Origin of the sequence: Bradyrhizobium erythrophlei (genome assembly GCF_900129505.1) — a bacterium.
In the GTDB taxonomy this organism is placed as follows: Bacteria; Pseudomonadota; Alphaproteobacteria; order Rhizobiales; family Xanthobacteraceae; genus Bradyrhizobium; species Bradyrhizobium erythrophlei_D.
The window spans coordinates 8,602,780-8,616,236 of the sequence record NZ_LT670818.1; the positions used below are offsets into that span (position 1 = coordinate 8,602,780).

Consider the following 13,457-nt stretch of genomic DNA (forward strand, 5'->3'; position numbering starts at 1 on the left):
GCTACAAGATCAAGCAATGTCGGCGTGTCGCGACCCGATCCGACGTTCGCGCCGCTTTCCATCAATCCATGAACACCACGGTCTTGCGGCCGTTGAGGATGACGCGGTCCGCCAGATGATAGCGCATCGCCCGCGCCAGCACGCGGCGCTCGATATCGCGGCCCTTGCGGACGAGATCGTCCGGCGTATCGCGATGGCTGATGCGCTCGACGTCCTGGTCGATGATCGGGCCTTCATCGAGATCGCTGGTGACGTAATGCGCGGTGGCGCCGATCAGCTTGACGCCGCGCTCATGCGCCTGGTGATAGGGCCGCGCGCCCTTGAAGCCCGGCAGGAACGAGTGATGGATGTTGATGCAGCGGCCCGACAGCTTAGCCGACATCTCGTTCGAGAGGATCTGCATGTAGCGCGCCAGCACCACGAGATCGGTCCCGGTCTGGCCGACCAGATCCCAGATCGCGTTCTCCTGCTCGCGCTTGGTGTCCCTGGTGACCGGCAGATAATGGAAGGGAATCTCGCCGAGATCGAGATTGCTGTAGGTATCGCGCGGGTGATTGGAGACGATCGCGGTCGGGATCATCTCGAGTTCGCCGGTGCGCCAGCGGTACAGGATATCGGCGAGGCAGTGATCGGATTTCGAGACCAGGAGCATCACCCGGCGGCGGGTGGCGCGGTCGCGCATCTGCCAGTCCATGCCGAAGCGCTCCGCGATCGCCGCGAAGCCGGTTTGCAGCGCCGGAAGATTGACCGCGAGGTCGGCGGCGGCGAACACCACCCGCATGAAGAAATGACCGGTCTCGACGTCGTTGAACTGCGCGGCGTCGAGAATGTTCTGCCCATTATGGGCCAGGAACGTCGAAACCGCCGAGACGATGCCGGGACGATCCGGGCAGGACAGGGTCAACACATATTGATGATCGGGCATGGGCGGACTTGATTACAATTTGAACCGGGGAACCGCGATTGGTGGCCCTGCTCTATCATCCGTAGCGCCCTTGCGCCAATCCCGGGCGAGGCATCATGATGAACAAACAACGGGCGACCCAAAAAGAAATATGAAGCGAGAAGGGGATCATGGCCGACAGACTGAACGGCTACCGCATCCTGATCCTGGAAACGCGCGAGGAAGCGCAGTTTTCCCGGCTGCTCGCCGAGCAGGGCGCGGATGTGCTGCAATGTCCGATGTTCACCATCCATGATGCCCCCGATCCCGCACCGGTCGAGGCCTGGATCCGCCGCTTCATCGCTTCACCCTTCGACGATCTCGTGCTGATGACCGGCGAAGGCCTGCGCCGGCTGATGAAGGTGGCACGCCGCATGGACGTCGAGCGGGAGTTCATCGCCGCGGTCGGACAAGCGCGGAAATTCGCCCGCGGCCCGAAACCCGGCCGGGCGCTGCGCGAGATCGGACTGGAGCCGCAGCTGACGACGGAGAAGCCGACCTCCGAAGGCATCGCCGAGATGCTGGCGCGCCTCGAACTCACGGGACATCGCGTCGGTCTGCAGCTTTATCCCGACAAGGATCACCGCGCGCTGATCGGCGCCATCACGGCGCAGGGCGCCAAGGTCGATACCGTGCTTCCTTACGTCTACGACGCGAAAGCGGCGGACGCCAACATCGTCACCGCGATCGACGAGATGGCGCAGAAGCGCATCGACGCCATCGCGCTGACCAGTTCAGGCCAGGTCCGCCGCCTGATCGAGGTGGCGCAGGCGCACCATTACGAAGACCGGTTGCGCGAAGCGCTCAAAGCTACGCCGATTGCCTCCGTGGGGCCGGTGGTTTCCGACGAACTCAAATCGCACGGCCTGCGCACGGATATCTATCCCGCCAACGAGGCGTTCTTCATGAAGCCGCTGATATCGGCGATGGCGGCGACGCTGGGAAAGAGCGCACCGCGGAACGCTCGCTGAACATCGTCATTGCGAGCGCAAGCGATGCAATCCATAGCACGGCAAAACAAGTGTGGATTGCGGCGCGCGGCGTGCGGATCGGTGTAGAGGTGATCTATGCGGGCGGTGTTGAACGAGGACGACCGCCGCTTGACGCCATGCACGGTGTAGCCGAGCCCAAGCAGATATTCGGCGAGATAGGCGCCGTCCTGCCCGGTCACACCGGTGAGGAGCGCCACGCGTCGTTTCGAATCCTGAACCGCCATCTTCACTCCAACAAAGCGCCGCGACTGCCGAATCGGCGGTTCAACAGCGCAAAAACCACAGACATCGGCCCGTGACACGTGATCCCACGGCCTGGGGACGGGCGGCTGAAAGCCCTACCATGACCCTATTCCCCCAAGCAAATTTGGCTTGGGGCGCCGCCTCCGGCGGCAGGGCAGCGGGCTTGCAGCTTTCGGAACCTTGGCCCACAATCCGTCCCATTATTAAGGGACGGGCGGTTACTGAAATAAGACATTCCAGGCCCGGTCCCAGATAACCAAGAAAAGCAAATTCAGGAAGGAATCACATGCGTAGACTCATGATGGCTGCTGCCTTTGCGCTGCCGATGTTCAGTGGCGCGGCGATGGCGCAGGAGACGCTCAAAATCGGCTATATCGACCCGTTGTCGGGCGGCGGTGCCAGCGTCGGCGAAGTCGGGCTGAAGACCTTCCAGTTTCTGGCCGACGAGGTGAACGCCAAGGGCGGTATCCAGGGCAAGAAAGTCGAGATTGTACCGCTCGACAACAAGACCAATCCGCAGGAAAGCCTGATCCAGGCGCAAAAGGCGATCGACGCCGGCATCCGCTTCCTCACCCAGGGCAACGGCTCGTCGGTCGCCGGCGCGCTTTCGGACTTCGTCACCAAATACAACGAGCGCAATCCCGGCAAGGAAGTGCTGTATTTCAACTATGCCGCGGTCGACCCGGTCCTGACCAATGCGAAGTGCAGCTTCTGGCATTTCCGCTGGGACGCGAACTCCGACATCAAGATGGAGGCGCTCACGAATTACATGAAGACGGTGCCCTCGATCAAAAACGTCTATTTGATCAATCAGGATTACTCGTTCGGTGAATCCGTCAGAACCACCGCCAAGGCCATGCTGGCCACCAAGCGGCCGGACATCAAGATCGTCGGCGACGAGTTGCACCCGCTGTTGAAGATCACCGACTTCGCGCCCTACATCGCCAAGATCAAGGCCTCGGGCGCCGACACCGTCGTTACCGGCAACTGGGGCCAGGACTTCGCGCTGCTGCTGAAAGCGGCGGCCGACGCCGGACTGAAGGTGAACTGGTATACCTATTACGCCGGCGGCACCGGCGGCCCGACCGCGATCAAGCAGGCTAACCTCAACCATCAGGTGTTCCAGGTCGGCGAAGGCATCCCCAATCTCGATCACCCCTCCTCGCAGGAATTCGAGAAGGCGCTCCGGGCCAAATACGACTTCAGCCTGTTCTATCCGCGCGCCGTCAACGAGATGCGGATGCTGGCAGCTGCGGCCGACAAGGCCAAGTCGGCCGACCCGATCAAGGTCGCGCAGGCGCTCGAAGGCATGGATTTCGAGGTGCTCGACGGCGGCAAGGGCTATATGCGCAAGGACGATCACCAGTTCTTCCAGCCGATCTATATTTCCTCGCTCGGCGAGCGCACCGAAAAGGAACCTTTCGACGAGGAGAAGACCGGCTGGGGCTGGAAGCTCGTTGCGAAGATCGATACGCCGCAAACCGAGCTTCCGACCACCTGCAAGATGGAACGGCCCTGACCGTTCGCGATGAATAGTCCGCTCCGAAAAATCCCGGGGCGGACGCATTTCCTGATCTTGGCGGTGCGTCGTGCTTGAACTGATCGTCATATCCACGCTCAACGGCGTGTTGTTCGGCATGCTGCTGTTTCTGATGGCGAGCGGGCTCACCGTCATCTTCAGCATGCTGGGCGTCCTCAATTTCGCGCATGCCAGCTTCTACATGCTCGGCGCGTTTTTCGGTTTCCAGATCAGCCGCTGGTTCGGCTTCTGGCCGGCGCTTTTGATCGCGCCGCTGCTGGCGGGCGCGATCGGCGCTGGCGTCGAGCGTTACGGCCTGCGCCGCGTGCACCGCAACGGCCATGTCGCGGAACTGTTGTTCACCTTCGGCCTGGCGTTCGTGATCGAGGAAGTGGTGCAGATCATCTGGGGCAAGAGCCCGGTGGATTTCCGCGTTCCGGCGCTTTTGGATTTCCCGGCTTTCACGATCTTCTCCACCAACTATCCCGCCTACAAGATGTTCATGCTGCTGGTGTCGATCTCGATCTTCATCGGCCTCCTGGTCGTGCTGAAGAAGACGCGGATCGGGCTGATCGTTCAGGCCGCATTGACCCACCCGCATATGGTCGGCCATCTCGGGCATAACGTCGGGCGTATCTTCATGCTGGTATTCGGCGTCGGCACCGCGCTCGCCGCGGTCGCGGGCGTCATCGCCGGGCCTGCGCTGGTGACGCAGTCGAACATGGCGGGACTGCTGGGCCCGATCCTGTTCGTGGTCGTCGTGGTCGGAGGACTGGGCTCGCTGCCCGGTGCCTTCGTGGCCTCGCTGCTGATCGGCCTGGTGCAGACCTTCGCGGTCTCGATGAACGGTTCGCTGTCCGGCGCCTTCGGACCGCTCAGCCCCGCTTATGCCTCGACCTGGCTCGCCGACATCTGGGGCGTCACCATCGCCCAGATCGCGCCGATCATGCCCTATCTCCTGCTTGTTCTGATCCTGATCTTCCGCCCGATGGGCCTGCTCGGGACACGCGACACATGAGCGAGATCGTTGCAAGCGCGGCCCCGCCTTTGCCGGCCGCTGCCGAGAAACTCAAATTCTACGGATTGTGGGTGGCGGCCGCCGTCGTGCTTCTGCTGCTGCCCAGGCTCTTCGGTTCGGGCGGCTCGCTGACGACGTTCAGCCTGATCGGCATCTCCATCATCTTCTCGCTGTCCTACAACATCCTGCTCGGCCAGACCGGCATGCTGTCGTTCGGCCATGCGGTGTATTACGGCCTCGGCGGTTTCCTGGCGATCCACGCCATCAACATCATCGGCGCCAACAAGCTGCCGATCCCGCTGTTCGCCGTACCCCTGATCGGCGGCCTGACCGGGCTGGTGTTTGCGGCCCTGCTCGGCTGGGTCTCGACCCAGCGCTCCGGAACGGCGTTCGCGATGATATCGCTCGGCGTCGCCGAGCTGATTGCCTCGTCGGCGCTGATCCTGCGCACCTTCTTCGGCGGCGAGGCCGGGGTTTCGGCCAACCGGACCAAGCTGCTGAAACTGTTCGGCTGGAATTTCGGACCGCAGATCCAGATCTATTATCTGGTAGCGGCATGGACGCTGGTCGCCGTGATCGCGATGTACGCGCTGACCCGCACGCCTCTCGGGCGCATGTGCAACGCCGTCCGCGACAATCCCGAGCGCGTCCAGTTTGTTGGCTACAATCCCCACGTCGTGCGATATCTGGCGTTCTGCTTCGCCGGCCTTTTTGCCGGCATTGCCGGCGCGCTGGCGGCGATCAACTTCGAGATCGCCAACTCGGCCTATCTCGGCGCCGAGCAATCGGGCACCGTCTTGTTCGCGACCTATATCGGCGGTGTCGGATTCTTCATCGGCCCGATCGTGGGCGCGATCTTCGTCACGCTGCTGTCGCTCGGCCTCAGCGATCTCACCCAGGTGTGGCAGCTCTATTTCGGGCTGATCTTCATCGCGGTGGTGGTGTTCGCGCCGGGCGGCATCACCGGCCTGTTGATGATGCATCGCCCGCTTCTGAAGGCCGGCACCCTCCTCCAGATGCTGCCGAGCTATCTGATCGCCCTGGTGCCGACGCTGGCGATGATCGCCGGACTTGTTCTCTCCATCGAAACCATCGTGCATTACACCGTAAACCCCGGCGACGATTCCCACATCAGGGCGTTCGGCGTCGGCTTCGATGCGGCGAGCCCGTCTCTGTGGGCGCTGGCCGTTGTTCTCGTGATCGGCGGCTTCCTGGTGGCGCGCAAGACCTGGAGCTGGGTCGGTCACGCCTGGAACGGCGCCGCCACCCTGGCGCGTGAAAAGGGAATCGCCGCATGAGCGCTGCGATCGAACTGCGGGGAATAGAAAAGAGCTTTGGCGAAATCGCCATTATCCGCAACATCAATCTGAGCGTGGCGCAGGGCGAACGCCACGCGCTGATCGGCCCGAACGGCGCCGGCAAATCCACCACGTTCAACCTGATCAGCGGCTATATGAAGCCGAGCTCGGGCAGCGTGCTGCTGCGCGGCCAGGAGATCTCCGGCCTGCCGCCCTATCAGATCAACCGCCGCGGCCTGTCGCGCAGCTTCCAGGTCACCAACGTCTTTGCCAATATGACCGTGTGGGAAAACCTGCGCTGCGCGGTGTTGTGGTCGACCGGCCAGCGCTATGCCTTCTGGAAGAACATCGACAACCTGCCTGAAGTGCGCGACCGCACCGCCCAGATTCTCGCCGACATCAACCTCGCCGCCCGGCGCGACGTCCCCGCGGGGCTTCTGACCTATGCCGAACAGCGCGCGCTGGAGATCGGCATCACGGTCGCGGGCGGCGCCAACGTCATCCTGCTGGACGAGCCGACCGCGGGCATGAGCCACGGCGAAACCGAGCGCGCGGTCGCCCTTATCCGCCGCCTGACCGAGGGCCGCACGCTGCTGATCGTCGAGCACGACATGAGCGTGGTGTTTGGCCTCGCCGACCGGATTTCAGTGCTGGTATACGGCCAGATCATCGCCTCCGGCACCCCGGAGGAGATCCGCGGCAACCCGAAGGTCCGCGAAGCCTATCTCGGCGAGGAGGCGGCGTGATGCTGGAGGTCGTCGATCTGCACGCCTATTACGGCAAGAGCCACATCCTGCAGGGCGTCGACATGCATATCGACGCCGGCGAGGTCGTCAGCCTGCTCGGGCGCAATGGTGTCGGCCGCTCCACCACGGTCAAGGCGATCATGGGCGAGGTGTCCCCGCAGGGCTCGATCAAGTTTAGGGGTAGCGACATCGCGGGCCTGCCGAGCTACCGGATCGCGCATCTCGGTTTGGGCTACGTCCCCGAGCATCGCGACATTTTCCCGGGCCTGACGGTGCGGCAAAACCTGATGCTTGGCATCAAGGATACCAGGCGCGCCGGCAAGTGGCGGCTGGAGGACATGCTGGCGATGTTTCCCAACCTCGCCCCTCGGGCGGACACCTCGGCCGGCGTGCTGTCGGGCGGCGAGAAGCAGATGCTGACCATCTGCCGCACGCTGATGGGCGATCCCGAACTGATCATGATCGACGAGCCCACCGAAGGGCTCGCGCCCCTGATCGTGCAGCAGGTCGGCGACCTCATCGCCGAAATCGCCCGCCGCGGCGTTGCCATTCTGCTGGTGGAGCAGAAGCTCTCGATCGCGATGCGGATATCGCATCGCGTCTACGTCATGGGCCACGGCCGCATCGTGTTCGAAGGCACGCCGGCCGAACTCAAGGCGAACGACGCCGTCCGCAAGGAATGGCTGGAGGTTTGAGAGGCTGATCGGTTCTGACTGGGGCGCAGGCCCAAGGCGCAGGCGAATTTCCGCCCTGGAACGCATGCCGGACTCAAGTTGGACATCGGGTAAGGTCCGTTTCGTGCCCGTGAACGGACTTAAGTGCATCCCTGCATCTTGTTCAGCATTGGAGCCTCATTTATCGTGCAAAGTATCAGCAGCTCCAAAGGATTGTTGCTGCCGGTCGGACGGTCGAACGTAGGTTGTGGGCGATGCTCAATGACAAAAATATTCTGGCATCCTGCCGCTGCGGAAAAGTAGTGCTTGAGGTTGCCTGCGCTCCAATTTTGCGGGGAATTTGTTATTGTTCAAGTTGCCAAGCAGCAGGTCATCGTCATCAAGAAAGGCCCGGCGCGGATTCCGTCTTGGCCGAAGATGGCGGTACGGACTACGTCCTGTACCGCAAGGATCGGGTGCGCTGCGTCCAAGGAGCGGAGCTTTTTGAGGAGCGACGACTGAAACCAGCTTCGCCAACAAGGCGGATGTACGCACGCTGTTGCGGCACGGCTATGTTCCTCGACTTTACCAAGGGGCACTGGCTCACGATCTATCGCGGCCGCCTTCCCGCCGATATGCCGCCGGCGATCATGCGTATGATGACTGCCGAACGGCCCGAGGGCGTGATTTTGCCTGACGACATGACCAACTATCCGGGCCACTCTGGCAAATTCTTATTGAAGTTGCTGGGTGCATGGATCGCGATGGGTTTCAAACGGCCGGCCGTTGATGGCGTACCGTAAGGTCAACCCTACATGTTTCACTCGCCGTAATGGCGCAGCCGCTCGAGGTCGAGGATGGTCACGCCGCCATATTCCAGTCGCAGCAAGCCTTCCTGCTCCAGCTTCTTCAGGCACTGGTTGGCATTCTGCCGGGAAATACCTGACAACGCGCCGATTTCCTCCTGGGTGATCTCGAGGTGGCGCGTCAGGTCCGGATAGAGAATAGGATTGAACAGCGATGCGAGGCCGCGGGCGAGCCGCGCGGTTGCATCCAGCGTGCGGCCGTATTCGAGCAAGGCGATGAATTGCCCCAGGCGTTCGTTGAGCTGCCCGACCAGGAAGCGATTGAACCCCACGCTATTCTCGAACAGCCACATGAAGGTGCCGCGATCCATCATGGCCAGACGGGTGTCGCGGAGCGCTACCACGTCGTAGCGCCTCGGCTCGTTCTTGAGCACCGTGCCCTCGCCGAACCAGGCGCCGGCGGTCAGACCCGTAAAACTGGTGGCCTTGCCGCCGCGGGACACGATGCCCATCCGGGCGAGGCCCGTGACAATGCCGGTCCAGTAATCGAAGCGGTCGCCCCGCATGAAGATGAACTCGTCGGCGCGGTAGGATTTTTCGACTATGCCGGCGCGCGCGACCTCGGTCTCCCGCTCGTTCAGTTCGCGCGACCAGGCCGCGATGTGCTTCAGGTAATCGGCAGCAATCATAACCCGGTCGAACCCGTCTCCAGTATCAGCCGCATCTCATGTTGCGCCGCAACAATCGGTTTGCCCGCTCCGCCCTCCCGCGACAAGACGCGGGCCATGCCGGCTGACGAAATTTGCCGGCGAATTGTCAGGCGCAAGACATTTCAACGTACTGCTTTACCCTATTGAGAGCCATCTTGCGCAATTCGGCTCGTGGCCGACAGAACGAGGATGGCGGAGGAAATACCGGGTGCGGCGTTACCGCGCACCGCACTGAAGGTGGCGAACATGTTAGGGACGCGCCGCGGCACGAAGGTGGAATGGCTTACCCATGACGGCCGATATAAGGTCGGGACCGTGACGGCAAACGACAGATAAAGAGCGCGCCCAGCGCCGTATCTCGGAGGAATGAGTGGCTCATACGTTGGAAGTGCGGGGGGTTTCGCTACGCTTCGGTGGCGTGCGTGCGCTGTCGGATGTCAGTTTTGGCGTCAACGACGGCGAACTGTTCTCGATCATCGGCCCCAACGGCGCCGGCAAGACCTCGATCATCAACTGCATCTCCGGCCGCTACCGCCCCACCGAGGGCCATCTGTTCTATCGCGGGCAGGACATCACCGCGCTCAATCCCAACGCCCGGCCCCGCCTCGGCATCGGCCGTACCTTCCAGAACCTCGCGCTGTTCCAGCACATGAGCGTGCTCGACAACATCATGGTCGGGCGGCATCACCTCCTGAAGAATAATTTCATCACGGGATCGCTGTACTGGTTGACCGGGGCGCGGCGCGAGGAGCTCGAGCATCGCCGCAAGGTCGAGGAGATCATCGATTTCCTCGATCTGCAGTCGGTGCGCAAGGCGACCGCCGGCACCCTTCCTTACGGCCTGCGCAAGCGCGTCGAACTCGCCCGCGCCATGGCGCTCGAACCACAACTGATTTTGCTCGACGAACCCATGGCCGGCATGAACTTCGAGGAAAAGGAAGACATGGCGCGCTACATCGTCGATCTCAACGAAGAGTTCGGCATGACCGTGATGATGATCGAGCACGACATGGGCGTGGTGATGGACATTTCCCACCGCGTCATGGTGCTGGATTTCGGCCGCAAGATCGCCGAAGGCGATCCGGCCGCGGTGCTGGCCGATCCCCATGTCAAGCGCGCCTATCTCGGCGAGGAGGACGAGGTCCTGGTCGATCCCGACGACGTCCCGGCGCCTGCGGAGACTGCGGCATGATGGATTACGCCGGGCGGGTCGCACGGGCCGATACCTATCCAAAACTGTTGCGGCTCAACGCCAAAGAATATGGCGGCGAGATCGCGCTGCGTGAAAAGGATTTTGGCCTTTGGCGCGTGTTTACATGGAGCGACTACCAAACGCGGGTGCATGACTTCGCGCTCGGCATGGTCGAGCTTGGGCTCGGCCGCGGGGATGTCATCGGCGTGATCGGCGACAACCGGCCGGACTGGGTGTCGGCGGAAATCGCCACCCACGCCATCGGCGCCATGAGCCTCGGTCTCTATCGCGACGTGCTGGACGAGGAAGCCGCCTATCTCCTCAACTATGGCGAGGCCAGGCTGGTGTTCGCCGAGGACGAAGAGCAGGTCGACAAGCTCCTGACGCTCGCCGAGCGCGTGCCCAACCTCAAGCACATCGTCTATTCCGATCCGCGCGGCATGCGGAAATATGACGACCCCCGCCTGATGGAAGCCGACAAGCTCGCCGCGATGGGCCGCGCGCGCGCCGCGCGCGAGCCCGGCCTGTACGACCAACTGGTGGACGCGACCCGCGGCGAAGACGTCGCGATCCTCTGCACCACCTCCGGCACGACAGCGCATCCGAAGCTCGCGATGCTCGCCGCCGGGCGCGTGCTGCGGCATTGCGCGACCTATCTCGCCTTCGATCCCAAGGGGCCGGATGACGAATACGTCTCGGTGCTGCCGCTGCCCTGGATCATGGAACAGGTCTATGTGCTCGGCAAAGGGCTGCTGTGCCGGATGAAGGTCAACTTCGTCGAACAGGCCGACACCATGATGAACGATTTCCGCGAGATCGCGCCGACCTTTGTGCTGTTCGCCCCGAGAGTCTGGGAATCCATCGCGGCGGATGTGCGCGCAGGTGTGATGGATTCGTCCCCACTGAAGCAAAGTCTCTACGAGCTCGGCATGAAGGCCGGCTTGTCGGCGCTGGCGCACGGCAAGCATTCGACACTCGCGGACCTCCTGCTGTTCCGTGCGCTGCGCGACCGGCTCGGCTTCACCCGCCTGCGCTCGGCGGCGACCGGCGGCGCCGCGCTCGGTCCCGACACCTTCAAATTCTTCCAGGCCATGGGCGTGCCGCTGCGCACGCTGTACGGCCAGACCGAACTGCTCGGCGCCTACACGCTGCATCCGTTCGGCAAGGTCGATCCCGACACCACGGGCGTGCCGATGGCCGACAGCATCGAGATCCGCATCGAGAATCCGGATATCCACGGCGTCGGCGAGATCGTGGTGCGCCATCCCAACATGTTCCTCGGCTACTACAAGAGTCCGGAAGCCTCCGCCGCCGAAATGAAGGACGGCTGGATGCAGTCCGGCGACGCCGGCTATTTCAACAACGACAAGCAGCTCGTGGTGATCGACCGCATCAAGGACCTCGCGGAGACCGCGCGCGGCGAGCGCTTCTCGCCGCAATATCTCGAGAACAAGCTGAAATTCTCGCCCTATATCGCCGAGACCGTGGTGCTCGGCGCCGGCCGCGACGCGCTCGCCGCCATGATCTGCATCCGCTTCTCCATCATCTCGAAATGGGCGGAGAAGAACCGGATCGCGTTCACGACCTACACCGACCTCGCCTCGCGCCCCGAGGTCTACGCGCTGTTGCAAAAGGAGGTCGAGGCCGTCAACTCCACGCTGCCGCCGGCGCAGCGCATCTCCCGCTTCCTCCTGCTCTACAAGGAACTCGACGCCGACGACGGCGAACTGACCCGCACCCGAAAGGTCCGCCGCAGTGTCATCAACGAGAAATACGCCGACATCATCGACGGCATCTATGGCGGCAAGCGCGAGATTCCCGTCGACACCGTGATCCGTTTCCAAGACGGCACCACCCAGCGCATCCGCACCACGCTCAGGGTCGTCGACCTCGCGCCCAGCGCCCCCTTCGCGGAGGCCGCGGAATGATTTGGATGTCGCCGATCCGCCCGGCCGCTCACCTCTCCCCGCGCGCGGGGAGAGGTCGGATCGCGCTAGCGATCCGGGTGAGGGGGAGCCTCCGCAAGCGCGGTCGCAATCGTCTCGAGGACGCCAGCCAGATTTTGCGAGACATCGTTGTTCCAAAACCGCAAGACGCGATAGTTGCGATCGGCGAGCCACTTGTCGCGAACGGCGTCGCGCTGACTATCGGCGTGTTGTTCACCGTCGACCTCCACAACCAAGCGGCATTCGCGACAGATAAAGTCTACGGTGTGCGGTCCGATCGGCTCTTGTCGGACGAACTTGTATCCATTCAGCCTGCTGGCACGAAGACGATACCAGAGCGTGCCTTCGGCATCCGTCAAGCCGCTTCGCAGTCGCCGCGCACGCTCGGTCTTGGACTCATCAGCACCGCGCAAGCGGAGGCTCCCCCTCACCCGTCGCGCTTCGCGCGCCGACCTCTCCCCGCAAGCGGGGAGAGGCGAACTTATCACGAAATCTCATGAATACCGCCTTCCTGATCCAGCTCCTCGTTAACGGCCTCGTCGTCGGCACGCTCTATGGTGTGGTCGCGATGTCGTTCGTGCTGATCTACAAGGCCACGCAGGTCGTGAATTTCGCGCAAGGCGAATTGCTGCTGGTCGGCGCCTGGGTGTGCTGGGCGCTGCTGACAAAATATCAGGTGCCGTTCTGGGTCGGCATGCCGCTGACGCTGGTGTTCATGTTCGTGTTCGGCATCGCGATCCAGATCGTGATCCTGAGGCCGATGATCGGCGAACCCATCATTTCGGTGATCATGGTCACGATCGGACTGTCGATGGTGTTTCAGGCCGCGCTGAAATGGATTTTCGGCGTCAATCCGCAGCCATTCCCGCGGGTGTTCACCAGCCAGGCCGTTAGCTTTCTCGGCCTGCAGATCCAGACCGTCTATGTCATGAGCCTCGTGGTGTCGGTCGCGATGATGATCGGCATGGCCTGGTTCTTCCAGGTCTCGAAATACGGCCTGGCGATGCGCGCCACCGCGTTCAACCAGCAGGTGGCGCAGTCGCTCGGCATTTCCGTGAAAAGCGTGTTCGCGATGGCGTGGGCGATCTCGGCGACGGTCTCGGCAGTCGCGGGCGTGGTGGTGGCCGTGGTCAACGGCGTATCGTCGGGCCTGTCGGCCTACGGCATCAAGGTGTTTCCGGCGGCGATCCTCGGCGGGCTCGACTCGATCGGCGGCGCGGTGCTCGGGGGCGTCATCATCGGGCTATTGGAAAACATCGCCCAATATGTCGACAGCGAATATCTGCACTGGGGCAATCTGTATGAAATCGCGCCCTTCTACGTGCTTATCATCATCCTGATGATAAAGCCCTACGGCCTGTTCGGCACCAAAGACATCGAGCGGATCTAGC

General features: G+C 62.7%; 13 protein-coding genes and 1 pseudogene. 10 read left to right on the forward strand and 4 right to left on the reverse strand.

Annotated elements, in window-relative coordinates:
- Positions 1-61: 61 nt before the first annotated feature.
- Positions 62-925, reverse strand: a complete 864-nt coding sequence (gene purU, locus B5525_RS40710; protein WP_079571915.1) for a formyltetrahydrofolate deformylase — start codon at positions 923-925, stop codon at positions 62-64.
- A 149-nt stretch (positions 926-1,074) separates the two neighbouring features.
- Between purU and B5525_RS40715 the strand changes: the two genes are divergently transcribed.
- Positions 1,075-1,914, forward strand: coding sequence for a uroporphyrinogen-III synthase (locus B5525_RS40715; RefSeq protein ID WP_079571917.1), 840 nt, complete (start codon positions 1,075-1,077; stop codon positions 1,912-1,914).
- A gap of 71 nt (positions 1,915-1,985) precedes the next feature.
- Here the strand turns inward: B5525_RS40715 and B5525_RS47675 are convergent.
- Positions 1,986-2,159, reverse strand: a pseudogene (locus B5525_RS47675) (GDP-mannose 4,6-dehydratase); the annotation flags it as partial.
- Positions 2,160-2,464: 305 nt separating this feature from the next.
- On the opposite strand from B5525_RS47675, the gene B5525_RS40725 reads away from it, so the two are divergent.
- The 6 genes from B5525_RS40725 (at position 2,465) to B5525_RS40750 (ending at position 8,215) form a co-directional block, all read left to right on the forward strand.
- Positions 2,465-3,697, forward strand: coding sequence for a branched-chain amino acid ABC transporter substrate-binding protein (locus B5525_RS40725; protein WP_079571920.1), 1,233 nt, complete (start codon positions 2,465-2,467; stop codon positions 3,695-3,697).
- Between the two features lie 70 nt (positions 3,698-3,767).
- The gene (locus B5525_RS40730; protein WP_079571922.1) at positions 3,768-4,715 is read left to right on the forward strand and encodes a branched-chain amino acid ABC transporter permease; all 948 of its coding nucleotides are present in this window, start codon (positions 3,768-3,770) and stop codon (positions 4,713-4,715) included.
- Entirely contained in the window at positions 4,712-6,013 is a 1,302-nt protein-coding gene (locus B5525_RS40735) for a branched-chain amino acid ABC transporter permease (protein ID WP_079571923.1), read from the forward strand. The genes B5525_RS40730 and B5525_RS40735 overlap by 4 nt, the downstream gene beginning before the upstream one ends.
- Positions 6,010-6,759: an ABC transporter ATP-binding protein gene (locus B5525_RS40740; protein WP_079571925.1), complete on the forward strand. Its 750-nt coding sequence runs from the start codon at positions 6,010-6,012 to the stop codon at positions 6,757-6,759. Before B5525_RS40735 ends, B5525_RS40740 begins: the two co-directional genes overlap by 4 nt.
- Positions 6,759-7,454 (forward strand): ABC transporter ATP-binding protein, encoded by a 696-nt coding sequence (locus tag B5525_RS40745; RefSeq protein ID WP_079571926.1) that lies wholly within the window; start codon positions 6,759-6,761, stop codon positions 7,452-7,454. Before B5525_RS40740 ends, B5525_RS40745 begins: the two co-directional genes overlap by 1 nt.
- A 233-nt stretch (positions 7,455-7,687) precedes the next feature.
- On the forward strand, positions 7,688-8,215 hold the full coding sequence (locus B5525_RS40750) for a GFA family protein (protein ID WP_079574446.1): 528 nt from the start codon (positions 7,688-7,690) through the stop codon (positions 8,213-8,215).
- A gap of 17 nt (positions 8,216-8,232) precedes the next feature.
- On the opposite strand, the gene B5525_RS40755 is transcribed toward B5525_RS40750, so the two are convergent.
- Positions 8,233-8,907, reverse strand: a complete 675-nt coding sequence (locus B5525_RS40755; protein WP_079571928.1) for a Crp/Fnr family transcriptional regulator — start codon at positions 8,905-8,907, stop codon at positions 8,233-8,235.
- Positions 8,908-9,298: 391 nt separating this feature from the next.
- Here B5525_RS40755 and B5525_RS40760 point away from each other — a divergent pair, with 391 nt between their 5' ends.
- Both B5525_RS40760 and B5525_RS40765 read left to right on the forward strand, forming a co-directional pair.
- Positions 9,299-10,120 (forward strand): ABC transporter ATP-binding protein, encoded by an 822-nt coding sequence (locus B5525_RS40760; protein ID WP_079571930.1) that lies wholly within the window; start codon positions 9,299-9,301, stop codon positions 10,118-10,120.
- Positions 10,117-12,048, forward strand: coding sequence for a long-chain fatty acid--CoA ligase (locus B5525_RS40765; RefSeq protein WP_079571931.1), 1,932 nt, complete (start codon positions 10,117-10,119; stop codon positions 12,046-12,048). The genes B5525_RS40760 and B5525_RS40765 overlap by 4 nt, the downstream gene beginning before the upstream one ends.
- Before the next feature lie 65 nt (positions 12,049-12,113).
- Here B5525_RS40765 and B5525_RS40770 read toward each other — a convergent pair whose 3' ends face one another.
- Positions 12,114-12,479, reverse strand: coding sequence for an endonuclease domain-containing protein (locus tag B5525_RS40770; RefSeq protein ID WP_079571933.1), 366 nt, complete (start codon positions 12,477-12,479; stop codon positions 12,114-12,116).
- An 83-nt stretch (positions 12,480-12,562) separates the two neighbouring features.
- Here B5525_RS40770 and B5525_RS40775 point away from each other — a divergent pair, with 83 nt between their 5' ends.
- Complete coding sequence (locus B5525_RS40775; protein WP_079571934.1) at positions 12,563-13,456, forward strand: branched-chain amino acid ABC transporter permease; 894 nt, start codon at positions 12,563-12,565, stop codon at positions 13,454-13,456.
- Position 13,457 lies beyond the last annotated feature (1 nt).